The 17959-nt window shown below is 72.5% G+C and carries 22 protein-coding genes; 6 read left to right on the forward strand and 16 right to left on the reverse strand.

Going from position 1 to position 17959, the window contains the following annotated elements; translation table 11 throughout:
- Window positions 1-22: 22 nt before the first annotated feature.
- Complete coding sequence (locus OIE67_RS40920) at window positions 23-2419, reverse strand: serine/threonine protein kinase (protein WP_326630603.1); 2397 nt, start codon at window positions 2417-2419, stop codon at window positions 23-25.
- A 234-nt stretch (window positions 2420-2653) separates the two neighbouring features.
- Window positions 2654-2926, reverse strand: a complete 273-nt coding sequence (locus OIE67_RS40925; protein ID WP_165960088.1) for a WXG100 family type VII secretion target — start codon at window positions 2924-2926, stop codon at window positions 2654-2656.
- Between the two features lie 130 nt (window positions 2927-3056).
- Between OIE67_RS40925 and OIE67_RS40930 the strand changes: the two genes are divergently transcribed.
- The 3 genes from OIE67_RS40930 to OIE67_RS40940 all read left to right on the forward strand — a co-directional run bounded on the left by OIE67_RS40930 (window position 3057) and on the right by OIE67_RS40940 (window position 7085).
- Window positions 3057-3776, forward strand: a complete 720-nt coding sequence (locus OIE67_RS40930; protein ID WP_326630608.1) for an SDR family NAD(P)-dependent oxidoreductase — start codon at window positions 3057-3059, stop codon at window positions 3774-3776.
- A 23-nt stretch (window positions 3777-3799) separates the two neighbouring features.
- On the forward strand, window positions 3800-5545 hold the full coding sequence (locus tag OIE67_RS40935) for an acetyl/propionyl/methylcrotonyl-CoA carboxylase subunit alpha (RefSeq protein ID WP_326630610.1): 1746 nt from the start codon (window positions 3800-3802) through the stop codon (window positions 5543-5545).
- A 169-nt stretch (window positions 5546-5714) separates the two neighbouring features.
- Window positions 5715-7085, forward strand: a complete 1371-nt coding sequence (locus OIE67_RS40940) for a hypothetical protein (protein ID WP_326630613.1) — start codon at window positions 5715-5717, stop codon at window positions 7083-7085.
- Between the two features lie 152 nt (window positions 7086-7237).
- Here OIE67_RS40940 and OIE67_RS40945 read toward each other — a convergent pair whose 3' ends face one another.
- Both OIE67_RS40945 and OIE67_RS40950 read right to left on the reverse strand, forming a co-directional pair.
- Complete coding sequence (locus OIE67_RS40945) at window positions 7238-8344, reverse strand: bifunctional WXG100 family type VII secretion target/C40 family peptidase (protein WP_326630615.1); 1107 nt, start codon at window positions 8342-8344, stop codon at window positions 7238-7240.
- Window positions 8344-8652, reverse strand: coding sequence for a hypothetical protein (locus OIE67_RS40950; RefSeq protein WP_326630617.1), 309 nt, complete (start codon window positions 8650-8652; stop codon window positions 8344-8346). The genes OIE67_RS40945 and OIE67_RS40950 overlap by 1 nt, the downstream gene beginning before the upstream one ends.
- Window positions 8653-8783: 131 nt before the next feature.
- Here OIE67_RS40950 and OIE67_RS40955 point away from each other — a divergent pair, with 131 nt between their 5' ends.
- The 3 genes from OIE67_RS40955 to OIE67_RS40965 all read left to right on the forward strand — a co-directional run bounded on the left by OIE67_RS40955 (window position 8784) and on the right by OIE67_RS40965 (window position 10266).
- Window positions 8784-9077, forward strand: coding sequence for a hypothetical protein (locus OIE67_RS40955; protein ID WP_326630619.1), 294 nt, complete (start codon window positions 8784-8786; stop codon window positions 9075-9077).
- A gap of 5 nt (window positions 9078-9082) precedes the next feature.
- The gene (locus tag OIE67_RS40960; protein ID WP_326630621.1) at window positions 9083-9634 is read left to right on the forward strand and encodes a GNAT family N-acetyltransferase; all 552 of its coding nucleotides are present in this window, start codon (window positions 9083-9085) and stop codon (window positions 9632-9634) included.
- A gap of 107 nt (window positions 9635-9741) precedes the next feature.
- A complete protein-coding gene (locus OIE67_RS40965) occupies window positions 9742-10266 on the forward strand; it encodes an NUDIX hydrolase (protein ID WP_326630623.1) in 525 nt (174 codons plus the stop codon).
- A 158-nt stretch (window positions 10267-10424) separates the two neighbouring features.
- Here OIE67_RS40965 and OIE67_RS40970 read toward each other — a convergent pair whose 3' ends face one another.
- The 12 genes from OIE67_RS40970 to gvpJ (OIE67_RS41025) all read right to left on the reverse strand — a co-directional run bounded on the left by OIE67_RS40970 (window position 10425) and on the right by gvpJ (OIE67_RS41025) (window position 17958).
- Complete coding sequence (locus OIE67_RS40970; protein WP_326630625.1) at window positions 10425-11510, reverse strand: NAD(P)/FAD-dependent oxidoreductase; 1086 nt, start codon at window positions 11508-11510, stop codon at window positions 10425-10427.
- A 76-nt stretch (window positions 11511-11586) separates the two neighbouring features.
- A complete protein-coding gene (gene sigJ, locus OIE67_RS40975) occupies window positions 11587-12501 on the reverse strand; it encodes an RNA polymerase sigma factor SigJ (RefSeq protein WP_326630627.1) in 915 nt (304 codons plus the stop codon).
- Between the two features lie 44 nt (window positions 12502-12545).
- Entirely contained in the window at window positions 12546-13535 is a 990-nt protein-coding gene (locus OIE67_RS40980) for a CU044_5270 family protein (protein WP_326630629.1), read from the reverse strand.
- Window positions 13525-14124 (reverse strand): RNA polymerase sigma factor, encoded by a 600-nt coding sequence (locus tag OIE67_RS40985; RefSeq protein ID WP_326630631.1) that lies wholly within the window; start codon window positions 14122-14124, stop codon window positions 13525-13527. The genes OIE67_RS40980 and OIE67_RS40985 overlap by 11 nt, the downstream gene beginning before the upstream one ends.
- Before the next feature lie 74 nt (window positions 14125-14198).
- Window positions 14199-14483 (reverse strand): gas vesicle protein K, encoded by a 285-nt coding sequence (locus OIE67_RS40990; RefSeq protein WP_326630633.1) that lies wholly within the window; start codon window positions 14481-14483, stop codon window positions 14199-14201.
- Window positions 14484-14489: 6 nt separating this feature from the next.
- A complete protein-coding gene (locus OIE67_RS40995) occupies window positions 14490-14684 on the reverse strand; it encodes a gas vesicle protein (protein WP_326630635.1) in 195 nt (64 codons plus the stop codon).
- Window positions 14685-14767: 83 nt separating this feature from the next.
- Window positions 14768-15631: a GvpL/GvpF family gas vesicle protein gene (locus OIE67_RS41000; RefSeq protein ID WP_326630638.1), complete on the reverse strand. Its 864-nt coding sequence runs from the start codon at window positions 15629-15631 to the stop codon at window positions 14768-14770.
- Window positions 15624-15968 (reverse strand): gas vesicle protein GvpJ, encoded by a 345-nt coding sequence (gvpJ, locus tag OIE67_RS41005; RefSeq protein WP_326630640.1) that lies wholly within the window; start codon window positions 15966-15968, stop codon window positions 15624-15626. The genes OIE67_RS41000 and gvpJ (OIE67_RS41005) overlap by 8 nt, the downstream gene beginning before the upstream one ends.
- 1 nt (window position 15969) lies before the next feature.
- Complete coding sequence (locus OIE67_RS41010) at window positions 15970-16437, reverse strand: gas vesicle protein GvpO (protein ID WP_326630642.1); 468 nt, start codon at window positions 16435-16437, stop codon at window positions 15970-15972.
- A 4-nt stretch (window positions 16438-16441) separates the two neighbouring features.
- The gene (locus tag OIE67_RS41015; protein ID WP_326630644.1) at window positions 16442-16669 is read right to left on the reverse strand and encodes a gas vesicle protein GvpG; all 228 of its coding nucleotides are present in this window, start codon (window positions 16667-16669) and stop codon (window positions 16442-16444) included.
- A gap of 12 nt (window positions 16670-16681) precedes the next feature.
- A complete protein-coding gene (locus OIE67_RS41020; protein WP_326630646.1) occupies window positions 16682-17485 on the reverse strand; it encodes a GvpL/GvpF family gas vesicle protein in 804 nt (267 codons plus the stop codon).
- Window positions 17486-17490: 5 nt separating this feature from the next.
- Window positions 17491-17958 carry a gas vesicle protein GvpJ gene (gene gvpJ, locus OIE67_RS41025; RefSeq protein WP_106236439.1) on the reverse strand — a complete coding sequence of 156 codons (468 nt, stop codon included), beginning with the start codon at window positions 17956-17958 and terminating at the stop codon, window positions 17491-17493.
- Between the last annotated feature and the right edge of the window lies 1 nt (window position 17959).

Consider the following 17959-nt stretch of genomic DNA (forward strand, 5'->3'; position numbering starts at 1 on the left):
CGGCCTCTGCCGGGGTTGGGAATCACCCGCAATTAGCCCATCCCGCGCTCGTGCTGCCGGAACCGGCGCTGCCCGAATACCGCACGCACTTCCCCGCCGCCGACAGCTTCACCGGGCCCGCGTACCACTTGAAGGACCCGGAATCGGTCTTGCTGCCGCCGCCCTGCACCTCAAGCGTCGCGCTGACCGGGGTCTCCTTGCCGACGTTCGCGCCCGACTTGATGGTGACCACGCAGTTCTGCGACGTGCTGTTGTTCCACAGCTGGTACGTCGTGCCGCCCGAGAACGGGCTCGACCGCTGGACCACGAAACCGCCGCCGCAGACCTGGGCCGCGGTGTACGGGTTCTTCACCGGGGCCGCGGTCGTCTTGGTCGGCTTCGGCTCCGGCGGCTTGGTGGTCTTCGTCGGGGTCGGCTTGGGCGCCTGGGTGGTCCTGGTCGGCTTGGGCGTGGCGGTCGGCGTCGGCTTGGCCGTCGGACGCGCCGTCTTCGTCACCGTGGCCGTCGGCCTGGCCTGCCTGGTCGGCGTCTTCTTGACCGGCCTCCTGGTGGGCGTCGCCGGCGCCTTGGCCGTCTTCGTCACCGTGGGCCTGCTCGTGGGGATCGCCACCGAACTGGTCGGGAGCGGGGCGGGGGTCGGCACCGTCGTCAGCACCGGGACGCTCGCCGTGCCCGTGGGGCCCTCGGTCGGCAGCACCATCGGGCCGACCTCGTCGTCCCCCTGGCCGGGCGTGGTCGCCCAGGGGGCGGTCACCTCGCCTTGGGGCTGCGTGGGCACGGTCGTCACGGCATTCGGGACCGCCTCCGCCGACGACTCACCCGTGGCCGTCCCGCCGCCGGTGGCGGCGATCGGCGCGAACGTCACCTTGCCCGAGTACTGGCTCGCGCCCCACAACCCGAGACCCGCCATGAGCACGACGGCGGTCACGCCCGCCACCAGCCCGATGGGGAACGGCTTCTGCTGCCGGCCGTCGTCCTGTGGGGGCGCGCTCGGAGGCGTCCACCCGTTGGCCGGCTCCGGCCGCCCGGGTCCCGGCGGGGGTCCCCAGGTCTGATACATCAACGTGGGCACCGGCTCCCCGGCCCCACTTGGCACCGGCCCAGACCCGCCGACCGGCCCAGGCCCAGCCCAACCAGCCTCCCCAGGCCCCATCGGGGATTGCCCCACCGGCCCAGAACCAACCGGCCCCTGCCCGACCGGCCCCGGACCCATCGGACCCGAGTCCTGTCCCATCGGGTTCAGCGGGCCAGGGCCCGCCGGACCCGCGCCCATCGGAGGCGGGCCCATCTGGGGCGGACCCATCGGGCCGGGCGGAGCGGGCGGGGGCGGCATCGGGACGGACTGGGGCAGCGGCCCGGCCTCGGATGGCGTGGGCACTGCCTGGGTCGGCGGCCCGGCCTGGGGTGGCGGGCCGGCCTGGGGTGGCGGCCCGGCCTGGGGTGGCGGTGCGGGATGGGGTGGCGGTGCGGGGTGGGCGGTCTGGGGAGGGGGCATCTGGGGTGTCTGGAGGCCCGCGATGTTCAGCTGGATCGGCAGCAGGGTCGGCACCACCGCGGCCGCCGGCTGTGCGGCGGCTCCGGCCACCGCACCACCTGCGGCGCCTCCGGCCACCGTGCCACCTGCGACTCCGGGAGCTCCGAGGGCGGCGGGGGCGGCGGGGGTCTCGGCCGGGCCGGGGGTGGGGGCGCCGGCGGCGGCGCGGAGTCGCTCCAGCGCCGTGTACGCCGTGGGCCGCCCCGCCGGGTCCTTGGCGAGCGCGGCGAGCACCACCTGACGCAGCGGCTCAGGCAACGCGCCGACCCGCGGTTCCTCGTTCAGCACGGCGGCCGCGTCGGCCCGGAACGGCGCGGATCCCGTGGCGGCGAAGACCACGGTCGCGGCCCAGGCGAAGACGTCGGCGTACGGCCCGTACTGCTGCCCGCCGAACTGCTCCGGCGCCCGGTAGCCGAGTTCGCCGGCCGGATCGCCGAGTTCGGGGTCGGTGACGCGGAGCCCGTCGCCGGTGAGGATCACGTTCGACGGGGTCAGCCCCCGGTGCGCGAACCCGGCCGCGTGGACGGTGGTCAGCGCGGTCAGCGTGCCGATGGCCACCCGCTCCAGCACGTCGCCGGTCAGCGGGCCGTCGGCCGCGACGGCGGCGGTCAGTGAACGGCCTTCGACGTGCTCCCTGACCACGTACGCGACGCCGCCCTCGACGCCGGCGTCCAGTGTGCGGGCCATCTGCGGGCCGGACACCCGGGTGACGGCCTTCAGCCGGTCCACGAACCCGGGATCGGCGGCCATCGTCTTGATCACGACCTGGGGAGCGCCCTCGGACTCACGTGCCAGATGGACCGGGCCTCGCGGCCCCTCGCCCAGGTGGCCGACGATCGTGCGGCCACCTATGCGCTCGGGCGTGGAGGAGTCCTTCTCCGCCATGACAGTCCTCTCCGGATGGGCGTCATGAACAGAGACATTTAACCAAATACGTCACATACGCATCAGAGGTTTCGGTCGGCCTCTCTGACAGCCACCGTCAATGCGCCCCGAGGCTGTCATCGGCCGGAACGGCCCCGCGCCCCTCCTCCCCGTACGGGAAGGCCGCGCTCACCACGGAAACCCGCCCACAACGGAAAGAAGCCCCAGCTCCCTCGCCAGGGCCCCTCTCGGTGATCATTTCGTGGCGGACTCGATGTTCTGCCGGTAGGTCCCGATGACCCGCGAAGCCTCCTGCAGCTCCTCGGTCATCCGCTGGAACGCCGTCCGGTAGTTCTGCCACGCCTGCTGGAAGCGCTGCGCTCCCGGCCCCGTCCACGCCGTGCCCACCTTGGCGGCCTCGCGGTCGAGCGCGGTCATCGTGGTGCGGACCGCCTCCGACTGCTGCGTGAACTGGGTCGACATCTGCTGCATTTCCGCGGGGTCGCCGCCGAGCATGCTCTGGCTCATGCATACCTCCTGGGAACCTGTGAAAGCGCACTCACCCTAAGGAAGGGGCACCGGCCGTCGCCGGAGATATGCCGAGCGGCTATGGTCTACCCGAGGAATGTTCGGATCGCATTCGGGAGCTGTCGGTTTCATGCGCGAGGTTGTGGTGACCGGCGGCGGAACCGGCATCGGATACGCGATAGCCGAGGCGTTCGTCGCGCTCGGCGACCGCGTCACGATCACCGGCCGCCGCGAGGCCGTGCTGGCCGAGGCCGCCCGCAAGCTGCGGGCCGAGTTCGTCGCGTTCGACGCCGCGAGCGCCGCCGAGGTGCGCGAGGCGCTGCCCCACCTGCCCGAACGGGTGGACGTGCTGGTCAACAACGCCGGCGGCAACACCAACCTGGGCCGCACGCAGCCGGAAGAGCTGATCGACGTGGCCGAGAGCTGGTGGGCCAACCTCAACGCCAACCTCATGTCCGCCGTCCTGGTGACGACCGCCCTGTCCCCGCGCCTGAACGACGGCGGCCGGATCGTCTCGCTCGGCTCGATCGCCGCCAGGGGCACGGGCTCCGGCTCGTACGGCGCCGCCAAGGCCGCCCTGGAGTCCTGGACCGCCGACCTGGCCGCCGAATTCGGCCCCAGGGGCATCACCGCCAACGTCGTCTCCCCCGGGCTCGTCCTCGACACCGAGTTCTTCCGCGGCCGCCTCACCGAGGAGGGCATCAGGACCCGCGTCGAGAACACGCGCAACGGCCGCCCTGGCAGTCCCGCTGACGTGGCCGATACCGTTCTGTTCCTGGCCTCCGCGGGAGCCAGGCACGTCACCGGGCAGGTGTTGCACGTCAACGGCGGCGCCTATCTGGGCCGCTGAACCCATGACAGGAAGGAAGGCCGGTGCGGAAGGTTCTGATCGCCAACCGCGGCGAGATCGCGGTGCGGGTGGCCCGTGCGTGCAAGGACGCCGGGATCGGCAGCGTGGCGGTCTACGCCGACCAGGACCTCGACGCCCTGCACGCCAAGGTCGCCGACGAGGCGTACGCGCTGGGCGGCCAGTCGCCCGCTGAGACCTACCTCGACATCGGCAAGCTGCTCGACGTCGCCCGCCGCTCGGGGGCGGACGCCGTGCACCCCGGATATGGCTTCCTGGCCGAGAACGCCTCCTTCGCCGCGGCCGTCATCGACGCGGGCCTGATCTGGATAGGTCCGCCGCCCGCCGCCATCGCGGCGCTCGGCGACAAGGTGCGGGCCAGGCACATCGCGCAGAAGGTCGGCGCGCCGCTGGTCGCGGGCACCAAGGACCCGGTGGCGGACGTGGCCGAGGTGGTGGCGTTCGCGGAGGAGCACGGGCTGCCGATCGCGATCAAGGCGGCGTACGGCGGCGGCGGGCGCGGCATCAAGGTGGCGCGCCGGCTGGAGGAGGTCGCCGAGCTGTACGAGTCGGCCGTGCGCGAGGCGGTCGCCGCGTTCGGGCGCGGCGAGTGCTTCGTCGAGCGCTACCTCGACCGGCCCCGCCACGTCGAGACCCAGTGCCTGGCCGACCGCGACGGCCACGTGGTCGTCGTCAGCACCCGCGACTGCTCGCTGCAGCGCCGCCACCAGAAGCTGGTGGAGGAGGCCCCGGCGCCGTTCCTCAGCGAGGAGCAGGTCGAGATCCTGCGCTCCAGCTCCAAGGCCATCCTCAAGGAGGCCGGCTACGTCGGGGCCGGCACGTGCGAGTTCCTCGTCGGTCAGGACGGGACGATCTCGTTCCTGGAGGTCAACACCAGGCTGCAGGTCGAGCACCCGGTCACCGAGGAGGTCTCGGGCATCGACCTCGTCCGCGAGATGTTCAGGATCGCCGATGGCGAGCCGCTCGGCTACGACGACCCGGTGGTGCGCGGGCACTCGATCGAGTTCCGGATCAACGCCGAGGACGCCGGACGGAACTTCCTGCCCGCCCCCGGCACGCTGACGACGCTGCGCCCGCCGTCCGGACCCGGGGTCAGGCTCGACTCCGGCTACGAGGCCGGGATGACGGTGCCGGGGACGTTCGACTCGCTGGTGGCCAAGCTCGTCGTGACCGGGCGGACCCGGCAGGAGGCGCTGGAGCGCTCGCGGCGGGCGCTGGCGGAGTTCGAGATCGCAGGGATGCCGACCGTGCTGCCGTTCCACCGGGCCGTCGTGTCCGACCCCGCGTTCACGTCGTCGCCGTTCTCGGTGCACACGCGGTGGATCGAGACGGAGTGGGACAACCCGGTGCCGCCGTACGAAGGGGAGATCGCCTCGGCGGAGACCGCCCCCCGTGAGACGGTGACGGTCGAGGTCGGCGGCAAGCGCCTGGAGGTCGTCCTGCCCGCGGGTCTGGGCGGCGCCGCCCCCGCGCCCGCCCCGAACAAGGCGCCCAGGCGCGGGAGCGGCACGGCGAAGAAGGCCGCCGCCGGCGGCGACACGCTCGTCAGCCCCATGCAGGGCACCATCGTGAAGGTCGTCGCCTCCGACGGCGACGCGGTGAGCGAGGGCGACACGGTCGTCGTCCTGGAGGCCATGAAGATGGAGCAGCCGCTGACGGCGCACAAGTCGGGCACGATCACCGGGCTGACGGCGGCGGCGGGCCAGACGGTCACCGCCGGCGCCACCATCTGCGAGATCAAGGACACGTGAGCGGCTCCAGCGAAGTGTCCTTGACCCGCGCCCGACCGGAACGCAGCCGAACCGGTGACTGCGCTTCGGTCACGATGCGCACCTGCGAGTCTCCGGACAGGTAGCGTGCGCATTGAGGAACTTTGCCGACCGCCCGTTCGTCCTCAAGGGCGAAGGAGGCTTGCTGCCAATGACCCATTCGCTGCGCCGAGCAGGGGCCGCGATCGCGGCTCTGATCGCCGGTCTGATCGTCGTTCTTGCGCTGTCCCCTGCCGCCAACGCGGCGGCGCCACCGGATCCTGGAACGGTGGTCTCCCATTGGAAGAAGGACCCGCTCTACGTGGAGTCCGGCTCGTCACTGACGTCCGACCAGCAGAGTGAGATCCGTGACGCGCTCGAGGGGGCGAGCAGCAAGATCTACGCTGTGGCGCTGCCCGACGGCACGGTCGACGACTCCAGCATCGCCGGCTTCATGACCGGCCTCAACTCCGCCATGAAGGCGGAGAGCGCGCCGTCCTCGACCTACGCGGTCCTCGACGGCACGACGCTCTACGCCGCGTCCAGCTCCATCCGCCGGCAGGGCCTCGCGGGCCAGCTGGCCCGGCTGTCCACCACCGCCAACGCGGGTGACCTGACCGCCGGCATGAAGGACTTCGCCAACCGCGTGGACATGGCCGTCAAGGGCGACCGCTCCGCCCTCGACTCCGGCAGCCAGGCCGACCCGGGGGCCGGCGGCACCGCCGCGCTCGCCGTTCTGGGCGGGCTGATCGTGGTCGGCGGTGGCGGTTACTTCCTCTACTCCAGCAACAAGAAGAAGAAAAAGGCCATCCAGGACGCCAAGGACCTGGCCGCGGTCAAGCAGACCGTGGAGGAGGACGTCACCAAGCTCGGCGAGGAGATCACCGCTCTCGACACCGACGTGACGCTCACCGGTCAGGGCGGCGGCCACATCGACGAGTGGCAGACGGCGCTCGACTCCTACGAGAAGGCCAAGACGCAACTGGCCGCCGTCGAGCGGGCCGACCAGGTCCGCGAGGTCACGCAGACCCTTGAGGACGGCCGCTACGCGCTCGCCGTGGTGAAGGCCAAGGTCAACAAGGAGCCGGTGCCCGAGCGCCGCGCCCCCTGCTTCTTCAACCCGCAGCACGGCCCGTCCGTCCGCGACATCCGCTGGGCCCCGCCCGGTGGCGCCGTCCGCGACGTGCCCGCCTGCAAGATGGACGCCGAGGCCGTGGAGCGCGGCTTCGACCCGCAGATGCGCGAGGTCATGGTCGACGGCCAGCGCCGGCCCTACTACGACGCCGGCCCCGCCTACCAGCCGTACGCCTACGGCTACTACGGCGGCTTCGGCGACATCATGACCGGCATGTTCATCGGCACCATGATGGGCAGCATGCTCGGCGGCGGCTTCGGCTTCGGCGGCTACGGCGCCGGCTACGCCGAGGGTTACTCCGACGGCGGCGGCGGCGACTTCGGCGGCGGCGACGGCGGCGGCGGCTGGGGCGACTTCGGCGGCGGCGGCGACTTCGGCGGTGGCGACTTCGGCGGCGGCGACTGGTAAACCCTGACGACACCGCGGGGCCGCACCCCGACGGACGACGAGAGGCCCCGGACCGTGATCACGGTCCGGGGCTTCCGTTTTCCCGGGCTCGCTCGCGGAGGGACACGGTCAGCCGGCCACACCGCCGGCGGCGTCCGCGTCCGAAGGAGCGGTCAGGTGAAGCGGCGGTAACTGATGGAGCGGCCGATGGCCGACACCGGAGCCACCGTGACGTCGGCCCCCGGACGCGGCGCGTGGATCATCTGACCGTCGCCGATGTAGACGCCCACGTGGCTGGCCGGATGGCCGAAGAAGACGATGTCGCCCGGCTGCGGCGACGACACCGGCTTGCCGCTCGCCTGGTATCCGGCGGCCGTGGTGTCGTCGATCTTGATGCCGGCCTGGTTGAGCGTGTAGTAGACGAGCCCGCTGCAGTCGAAGGCGTTCGGGCCGTTGGCGCCCCACACGTACGGCTTGCCGATGTGCTGCCGCGCGGCCTGGATGATGCGCGCGCCCGTCCCGGTCCCCGGCGCGAACGTCAGGGGCTCCGGCACGCCCCCTGCTCCACCCGAGCCGGTGCCGCCGGACCCGCCGCCGGGTGTGTACGCGGCCGGGGTGACGCCGTTGCCGCCGTTCCCGCCCTGGAAGGACGTCGGTGTCGTCTTCGGGATGGGGACCGGCTTCCAGTCGATGATGTTGCCGTTCGACGGCCGCCACGGCTCGTCGCCAGGGCTGTCGATGGAGCGGAACGTCGGCGTCCGTTCCTTCAGCTGATTGCTGATCTCCGTCATGGCGGTGGACAGGGCCTTGCTCGCCGTGTTCTCCAACTCCGTGGCCTTGGGCACGGCCTCCAGGACCTTCTTCACGAGCGCCTGTTGCGCGGCGTCGCTGTCGGGGTCGGCCTGTCCCGCCTTGAACGTGAGCAGCTCGTTGCAGAGCGTGGTCACCTTGGTCTTGGCCGTCTCCAGGGCCTGGGCCGCCTGGTCGAGGGAGGCGGCGGCGCTGTCGACCGCGTCGTGCAGCGCCATGCCCGCCTTGCGGTACTTGCCCATGTATCCCACGAACGCGTCGGCGGACTGCCCCTTCCAGGCGTTGTCGACGTCGCCGACCGCCCGGTTCAGCCGGCCGGACTGGTCGCTCGCCTTGCCCGCGGCCTTGCGCCAGCGCTTGGCGATGTCGCGGATGTCCGCGGGGCTGGTGCCCTCGATGGTCTGCACGATCGGGACGAGCTGCCAGCTCATCGGTAAGGCGGCGATCTTCTCGGCCAGGCCGGCGCCCACTACGCCGCCGCCCCGTTGGCCTTGTTGGCGGCGCGGACGTTCCCTTCCACCGCGCCGAGCGCCTTCGCGACGGCGCCGATCTTGTCGCGGGCGGCTTCGAACTCGTCGCCGACCATCGTCTCGACGTCGTTGACCGCGGAGGCCAGGCCGGCGGCTCCGGCGAGCTTGCCGAAGATGGACGCGCCGCCCAGGAGCCCGGAACCCGCCGACTCGACCTTGGTCGCCGTGTACTGGAGCTGGCCCGCCACCTCACGCGCGGTCTTCGCGCAGTCTTCGAGTGCCTGGAAATGGATGTCGAGGGCTGTCATCCGACCCCTACCCCCTGAAGATCGTCGGGACATCGCCTGCGCTGACCATCTTGCCCCGAACACCCCTACTGTCGCACCTGTCACAGAAGATAATGACGTTTGCTGGTACGGGGGATCGGAGGGGAATCGCGGTGAACGATCACGTTCGGCTCCACTGCCTGCGCCACGCCGAGTCCGAGAACGTCGTCACCGGCACCGCGGGCGCGCAACCCAGCGCCGCACTGACGTCGCTGGTCGCGGCGCATCCCGGCGGGACGATCGCCGTGGTCGGGCACGTCGCCAGCCTGACCACCGGGCTCGGCGTGCTCTGCGGGCTGGGCGGGCGGGTCTGGGGGGCGCCGCTGCCGCACGCGGTGCCGTTCCTCGTCGAGTACGGCGCAGGTCCGGGGCCGGCCTGGCGGTGCCCCGACTGGCCGGGAGAATGACTGACGTGATCTATCTTGCGCAAGGGGGCCGGGTGGCGATCCGGTACATCTGCCTGGCGGACTTCGACGAGCTGTCGGTGCTGCACCAGGAGAGTGCCGAGATGCTGGCGAGGTGGATGCCGGGCCCGCCGATCGTCACGTACGAGGACTTCGAGGGGTACCTGTCCAGGTTCGACGGCCCGCTGCACGAGGGTTTCCTCATCTGCCGGGGCGACACCGGCGCGATCGTCGGCCGGGTCAACGTGAACAACATCATCCGCGGCACCCACCAGAGCGCCACCATCGGCTACTCCGCCTACGCCTCCACGACCGGCCGCGGCTACCTGACCGAGGGGCTGCGGCTGCTCGTCGGGTACGCCTTCGGCGAGATGGAGCTGCACCGGCTGGAGGCCAACATCCAGCCGTCGAACACGGCCAGCCTGAGCCTGATCGAGCGGGTCGGCTTCAAGCGGGAGGGCTACTCGCCCAGGTTCCAGTTCATCGACGGGGCGTGGCGGGACCACGAGCGCTGGGCCATCACGACGGAGATGACGGAAATGACGAATATGGCCACGTGAGCCGAGGCGACGACGTTGAGCGAGGTGACCAGGCGCGGGGCGATCAGGCGCGGGGCCATCAGGCGCGGGGCGATCAGGTGCGGGGCGATCAGGTGCGGGGTGACCAGATGAGAGAGGTGATCCTCCGGGAGTCGGCGCGCGTGCTGCTGATCGACGGCGCCGATCGGCTGCTGCTCTACCGGGGCCGGCTGTTGCAGGTGGAGGATCCGCCGTACGCGTGGTTCACGCCGGGCGGGGGCCTCGATCCCGGGGAGAGCGCGCGGCAGGCCGCCGCCAGGGAGCTGCGGGAGGAACTGGGACACGTCGTCTCCCCCGACGCGCTCGGGCCGATGGTGGCGACCAGCGAGGGCCCGTGGACCACCGGCGGCCGGCGGTTCTTCTCCCGCGACTCCTTCTTCGCCCTCCGCGTGGACGGGCTGCAGGTGGACACCTCGGGCATGGACCAGGAGGAACGGGAGTCGACCGACCGCTTCCACTGGTGGACCCTGGGCGACCTGTCCGGGCCGGCTCCCGGCGGCGAGCAGGTCGTGCCGGCGGGTCTGGGCCCGCTGGTACGCCGCATCGTCGCCGGCGACCCGCCCACCACACCGATCACCCTGCCGTGGCACCTCCTGAACGACGATCACGCCTGACAGTGCATGGCCAGCACGTGGCCAGGCCGGACGACGCATACCTCAGGACGCACCCAGGCCCGGCGGCGACCCGCCCGCCACGACGGCCATCCGGCCATGGCACCTGCTGAAGGACGGCTAGGCCCGGCCGCGACCGGCTGGGCCGGGTGAGGGCGGAGTCAGTGGCGGATGGTCCAGACGGTGCCTCGGGTGATGGTTTCCTTGAAGGCGGCGGAGGTGGCGCCCGTCATGATGGCGTCCACCGGGCTGTCGTCCGCTCGGGTGAACTGGGTGACGCCGTCGTGGCGGCCCAGGCTGATGTTCTGCCAGACGTAGCGGAATCTGGCCGGGCGTGGTTCGCGGCCGGTCAGCAGGTCGGCGACCGCCCGGCCCGTGCAGACGCCCATGGGCAGTCCCGTCTGGCAGGCCATCCTGGTCGCGTACCCGGCGGCGGCCGCGTCGCCGATGCCGAAGACGTCCGGGTGCGAGACCGACCGCAGGGTGCGGTCCACCAGCATGCGGCCGTGCTCGTCCGTGGTCAGGCCGGCGGCGGAGGCCAGGCCGGGGACTCGGAAGCCGGCCGCCCACACCACGGTCCCCGCGCGTAGTTCGTCCCCGTCCGCCAGCAGCACGCTTGCGGGCCCGACGCCGGTGACCCGCGTGTGCTCGCGTACGGAGACGCCCATGCGGGCCAGGGCCCGGTGCACGTGGCGGCGACCCCGGGCGGACAGCCCGGGCCCGACCAGGCCGGCGGACAGCAGCTCGGCGCGCAGGCCCGCGGCGGCGAACTCCGCCGCCGCCTCGATGCCGGTCAGGCCGCCGCCGACCACGGTCACCGGACCCTTCTCCGAGGCGAGGCGGGCCCGCAGCAGCGCCGCCTCGTCGCCGGTGGCCAGCGGGTACGCGTGCTCACGCGCCCCCGGCACGGCTGCCACGTCCGAGCCGCTGCCGAGGGCGTAGACCAGCAGGTCGTAGCCCACCGTGTACGGCGGCGCGTCCAGGCCGACCGTCCTGGCCACCGGATCGATCCCGACGACCCTGGCCACCACCAGCTCGATCCCGGTGCCCGAAAGCAGCCCGGCCAGCGGCAGATCGGGCAGCCGCTGCCCGGCCGCGAGCTGGTGCAGGCGTACCCGCTCGACGAACCGGTCCGTCGCGTTGACCAGCGTCACCCGCGCTCCGGTGCGGCGCAGCCGGCGGGCGGCGCGCTTGGCCGCCGCCAGCCCCGCGTAGCCGGCGCCCAGCACCACGATGCGGTCCTTCATGGTTCCTCCCGTGTCGAAGTCCCCACTTGAACCGAGCACGCGGGCCGTCCGTGACAGCCCCAGCCCATGACGTGGGTCACATGAGCTGGGCGGCGGCGTAGGCGAGCTTGGCCGGGTTCACGATCGTGCGGACGGCGGTGACGCGGCCGTCCGCGATCTCCACGGCCACGATCGCGAGCAGCCCGCCGGGCTCGCGGATGAGCACCGCCGGCTCGCCGTTGATCTCCGCGAAGGCGGACGTCACGTAGCCGGCCTCCGGGCGCCTGCTGAGCCCGCTCAGGTAACGGGCCACCCTCGCCCGGCCGCGCACGGGCCGGCGCGCGGCGGTGTCGCCGCCTCCGTCCGCCCAGGCCACCACGTCGTCGGCGAGCATCCGTTCCAGGGCCTCGACGTCGCCGTTCACGGTCGCGGCGAAGAAGCTCCTGACGATCCGCAGATGCTGCTCGCGGTCGCCGTCGAAGCGTTTGCGCGGCTGCCCGACGTGCGCGCGGGCGCGCCGGTGCAGCTGGCGTGAGTGCGCCTCCTCGATGCCGAGGATCCCGGCGACCTCCGCGTGCCCGTACCCGAACGCCTCCCGCAGCACGAACACCGCCCGTTCCATCGGGTTGAGCCGTTCCAGCAGGACGAGCAGGCCCATGGACACGGACTCGCGCTGCTCGACCGTCTCCAGCGGGCCGAGGGCGCCGTCGCCGGTGTAGACGGGCTCGGGCAGCCAGGGGCCCGCGTAGCTCTCGCGCCGTACGCGGGCCGAGGCGAGCCGGGTGAGACAGAGGTTGGTGACGACCCTGGCCAGCCAGGCGGCCGGCACCTCGACCGGCCCCGCGTTCCGCCAGCGCAGGTAGGTCTCCTGAACCATGTCCTCGGCCTCGGCGGCCGACCCGAGCAGCCGGTAGGCCAGCGCGAAGAGCCGCGCCCGCTGCGCCTCGAACTCCCGGACCTCGCCCTCCCGCGCCTCGAACCCCCGCGCCCCGGCCTGCCCGTCCGCCTCCATCCGTCCGATGCTAGGCGGGGGTCTGCCGGGGCAGCCCTCCGGGTTCAGGGGAGTTGGCCCGGTTTGTCGACGACTCCGGTGGTGAGTTCGGCGGTCGCGTAGAACGTGCCCTTGGCGGCGACCAGAGAGCCGTGGATGACGTCGTCCTCCAGGTTCTCCACCCGCAGGCCGAGGTACTGGAAGGTCTCGGGGTCGAGCACGGTGTACGACCGTTCGACGAGCCGGCCGTCGGCGCGGCGCTGACCGGGGTCGTAGGCCAGGCCGAGGCCCGGGCGCCCCATCGCGTCCGGCACGCCCTGGTCGATCCGCACGCCGGGGATCCTGGCCAGCGCCCGGAAGATGGCCGCGGCCAGCTCGGGAGTCACGGCGGCCGGCTGCCCGAGGTAGAGCGTGAGCACCCGGAACGCCCGCGCGTCCGGCGGCTCCTGCCCGGCCTCCCGCACGGGCTTGGTCCGCCAGTGGGCGTCGCCCTTGACGTGGGCCAGCAGCTTGACCGGATCGGTGGGCAGGGCCGCCAGCTTCGCCGCGTACTGCTTGGGCGACAGGTCGTCGTCGTCCGGATCCGGCTCGACCGTGCGCAGGTCGAGCGGGCCGTGGTTGTGCCGGGTGGCCTGCTGCCCGCCGTCGTAGCGGGTCCAGTACTCCTGCGTGTCGCGCTCGGTGGCGCCGGGCTGCCTGACCACGGCCTGCCGGTACAGCCACTGGTCGTCCCTCGGCGTGGCGGCCGGCTCGCGCCGCTCGGCCACCGAGGCGGCCCGCAGCAGCACGACGCGCGGCTCGCCGATCGGCGTCGTCGTCACCTGTGTGGTGGCGATCCGCGGCGCGGGCGGCTGGTCGACCCGGTTGAGCACCACGATCCCCGCGGCGGCGGCCGTGGCGAGCACCAGCGCGGACGGCGCCAGCCACGACCCGCGCGCTCTCCTGGGGGCGCGGCGCCGATCGAGGGATCGGGCGCGCAGCGCGTCCAGGCGCTCGCCGGCCGGCTCAGGGGCGTCGGCGCGCAGTCTCTTCAGCAGCTTCAGGTCATCGTCCACGGCCGGGCTCCTCCTCCGTCACGACGGCGCTCGGGTCGACGCCGCCCAGCGCCGCCCTGGTCTTCTTCCTGGCTCGGTGCAGGCGTGAACGTACGGTGCCGACCGGGATCCCCAGCGCGCCGGCCACCTCCTCGTAGCTGAAGTCGGCCCAGGCGACCATCAGCAGCACCTCGCGGTCCCGCGGCGACAGCGCGGCCAGCGCGCTCGCCAGCTCCCGCTGCGCGGCACCCGCCGACACCCGCGCCTCCACCCGGTCGGCGTAGCTCTCGGCGACCTCGTCCACACCGGTCCTGGCCAGCGCGCGGTACGCCCTGACCTCGGCCCGCCGGTGCTTGCCGACGATGTTGGCGGCGATGCCGTACAGCCAGGGGCGGGCGTCGCGGTGGGCGGTGTCGTAGTGCGCGAGCCGGCGGAACGCGGCCAGGAACGTCTCCGCCACCACGTCGTCGGCCAAGGAGTCGCCCAGCCGCCGCGTCACGTACTGGTGCAGGGCGGGGGCGTGCCGGTCGAACAACGTCGAGAAGAACCCGGGATCGCTCCTGGCACGCCTGATCACCTCCGCGTCGCTCAGCTCTGTGTCCGGCGTCAAGCTCGAACTCCGTTCCTCGGTTCCTGTCACCTTCCTTCACCCGGAGCGGGCGACAGGGTTCACGCGGGACGGGATCAGTCCGCGGGCAGGAGCGTACCGAGGGGGCCGAGGTCGAGGTTGAGGTCCTGCGGGGTGAGCTCGAAGCGGGCGCAGAGGTCGGTCATCGCCTCTTCCAGGCGCATCAGGGTGACGCCGAGCACCTCGATCTGCTCGTCCGTCAGGCTGCCCTGCTCCATGCGGCGGACGCACTGGCGCTCCACGAGCTGGCGTATCAGCTCGACCAGGGTGAGGACGAGGCGGCTCAGGTCGCGCTCGACCGTCTCAGGGTCGGCGGCGACGCGCCAGCGGGGCGTCTCCACGGCCGCTCACCAGCTCCCTTCGAGCTCGTCCACGGACGCGATCAGGGCGCGCAGCGAGATGTGGACGAGGTCGATGTCGGCGATGGACAGCACCAGGTCGCCGGTCACCACGACGCCGCCGGCCAGCAGCCGGTCCAGCAGGTCCACGAGCGCCACGCGCTCCGGCGGCAGCCGCTCCTCCGCCACCACGTCCCGTCTCACGTCGCCTCCCCGCACGCCGCCGTCATGACCGCCCGTCTCACGTCCGCACCCTTACCCGTCTCACGTCCCGGTCCTGGCCCGTCTCATGTCGCCTCCATGACCGTGAACGAGTACGGCGCCCACGGTCCGGTCATCCTGAGCTCCACGCCGTCCCCGCCAGATGTGGCGACCAGGTCGGCGAACTCGGCGTCGCGCTCCTCGTCCACCAGGTACGCGCCGTTCAGCAGCATCGGGTCGTCCCGGCCGGACAGGCGCGGGTCCTGGGCGCGGTGGCGCAGCCCGGCGGCGGCGACGGCGGCCAGCGCGCGGTGGATGTGGTCGGCCCGCTGGAGCGCCTGCCTGCGCGCCTGCTCCCGCCCGCGCAGGCTGGTCCGGCGGCGCTGCAGGTACGCGGTGCCGGGCCGACCCGCGTGCGCCTCGGCGCTCTGCTGCGGGTGCTCCTGCTCGGCGGGCTGGACGGCGTACGCCTTGACGCCCCACTCCCTGCGGCCGGTGACGTGCTCCAGCAGGCGCAGGAAGTCGTTCTCGCGCCGTTCCAGCAGGTCGGCGACCTGGGCGTCGTCCGCGTACACGGTGACGAGCCGGACCGGCGCGGTCGTCGTGAGCGCCGCCACGGTGTCGACCACGAGGTGGTGGGCCCGGGCGGTCTCCGCCAGCCAGTCCATGTCCTCCAGCGACCGGCGCAGCGGCTCCTCCCCGAACCGCTCCAGCGGCACCGTGCTCACGTAGGCCACCAGGCCGGCGTGGGCGATCGTGCGCACGGGGGCGCCCGCCACGCCGGCCGGAGCGGGCAGCGGGTCGCGGGCCACCGCGTAGAGATAGGTCCCCTCGCCCTCACCTGCCGCGAAGCCCTCTCCCTCCGCGAAGCCCCCGCCTACCGCGAAGCCCTCGCCCCCGCCCCCGCCCGCGCCCGCGCCCGCGCCCGAGCCCGAGCCCGCGTCAGTCATCGAGGTCTCCCGGGCGTTCGAGTGCGGCCACGCGGCGGCGCAGGCGGCGGTTCTCCTCCACCAGCTGACGGTCCCGCCCCGACAGGAACGGGTCGTGCTTCCACCAGTCGATGCCCAGCTCCTTGGCGGTGTCCACGGAGGCGATCAGCAGCCGCAGCTTGATCGTGAGCAGCTCGATGTCGAGCAGGTTCACCCGGATGTCCCCGGCGATCACGACTCCCCGGTCGAGCACCCGCTCCAGGATGTCGCCGAGGTTGGCGGGCTCACGGCCGCCGCCTGACCCCAACGAGCCGTACGCGGGCCGGGCCACGGCGCCGGACGACGATGCTCTGTCCATGTCAGTACGCCTCGCTGTACTCGGCGTTGGACCGCTTGTATCTCCGGATCCTGCGATAGGACAACAGGCTGCCCTCCTTGTCGATCTGCACCTGGTAGAGGGCGAGGATGTCGCCCGATGAGGGGATCCGGCGATCCTCGACCACCTCGACGTCGATCACCCAGCCGCCGTCGGCGGGCGCGACCGAGGTGACGCCCTCGACGTGTTTCGTGGTCAGCTCGGCGATCTGGCGCTGGCCGACGCCGCCCGCCGTCACGGCGGTCAGCTCACCCCCGGACCGCCCCCGTTCCGGCTCCGGCGATCGTTCGGACGGCTGCTCAGGCGGTCGCCCAGACGGCCGGCCAGGTGACTGCTCGGACGGCCGACCGGGTGGCTGCTCGGACGGCTGGTCCTGCGACCGGGACGGGGCGTCGGTGCGGAACCGGCGGCGTACGCGCGGCTGCTCCGCGGCGGGACGCCTGATCGTCATCGCTTCACCTCCGGGTCGCCATGCGCAGCACCTGCTCGACCGCCTGGCGCTCGTCCTCCTCGGAGATCTCGCCGGCGGCGCGCATCGCCTCGATCTCCTCCAGCTTCCTGCGCACGGTCGCGGGGTTGCGCGTCTCCCGTTCGACCTGCTCCTGAATGAGCTCCGCGAGCCGGATCAGCCCCCGGACCGGCAGTGTCAGCGGCCAGGTGAAGATGCCGCTTATCAGGCCCATCGCTCATGCTCCTCACGCCTGCGCGACGACGAAGTCGTAGGGCGCCATCGGGCCGAGCAGCCGCAGGGTGACCCGGCCCTCCCAGCGCTGGCCGAATTCCCGCAGCGCCTGCTCCAGTCGTTCCTGCTCGTCGGTCCTGCTCAGCAGGGCCAGGTGCACGGCGTCCTGTTCGTGCGAGGGGTCGCGGATGACCGCCTGGGTGAACAGGCCGGTCAGGGCGTCGGCGAGCAGGTTGGTGTCCATCTCGCGCTTGGCCTCGATCGAGGCGTTGATGATCTCGCCGAGCCTGATCCGCTCGTTCCTGGTCGCGTCCTCCGGCTTGCCGCGGATGGCCTCGCGCAGCGCCTGCGCCTCCGGGCTCTCGGCGAGGATCTCGGTCAGCACGGTCCCCTCGTCGTAGCGGCCCTTGACGACGTACTCGGCGTGACCCTCGACCTCGTTGAGCGCGCCGAGGAAGTCGTCGTGGTGCGGCCCGAGCAGCTCCTCCTCGACGGCGTCGACGCTGGCCAGGACGGCGCCGAAGCGGAACGGCAACACGGGGCCCTTGGCGGCCAGCGCGTCCAGCAGCCTCTCGTGCGCGTAGAAGTCGTCGGGCCGGCCGAGCGGCTCGTCCAGCCGGACGTCGCTGACCAAAGCCGCGATCTCGCCGTGCTGGATCAGCCTGACCTCGCCCGCGGGGTCGCCCAGTCCGCGCTGGCCGGAGGGCAGTTTCGCGTTCGCGCGGACGATGCCGTACACGTACGAGCCGAGGGTCTGGCTCTGGGCGGCGGCCTGGTCGGGCGCGGAGGCTCCGGAGACCTTCGTCGGACGTCCCATGGCGCTCAGCCTTCCTCTCGCTTGGGCCGGAACTTCCTCTTCGGCGGGCCCTGGTGTGCGCGGTCCACCTCGACCTCGGTCTCGGACTCGGCCGCCTCGGCCGCGGGATCGCGCTGCTTGCCGGTGAGCTCGCCGAGCGAGTCGCCGGCCTCCTCCACGACGCCCTGGATCATGTCCTTGGCCTTGTCCTGGCTCGGCACGCCCTTGGCGTCCGCGATGACGTCGGGCAGGCCCTTCTCGCTCTTGGTCATGTCGAGCCGGTTGGCGGCCTCGGCGAAGCGCAGGTAGGTGTCGACGCTGGCCACGACGACGCGGGCGTCGATGGTCAGGATCTCGATGCCGACGAGCGACACCCTGACGTAGGCGTCGATCACGAGGCCCTTGTCGAGGATCGTGTCGATCACGTCGGCGAGGCCTGACGGTCCGCCGCCGCCCCCCGCGCCGGCTGACGCCGGTTGCACAGACGTACTCATA

It is taken from the genome of Nonomuraea fuscirosea (assembly GCF_035917475.1).
Lineage (GTDB): Bacteria > Actinomycetota > Actinomycetes > Streptosporangiales > Streptosporangiaceae > Nonomuraea > Nonomuraea fuscirosea.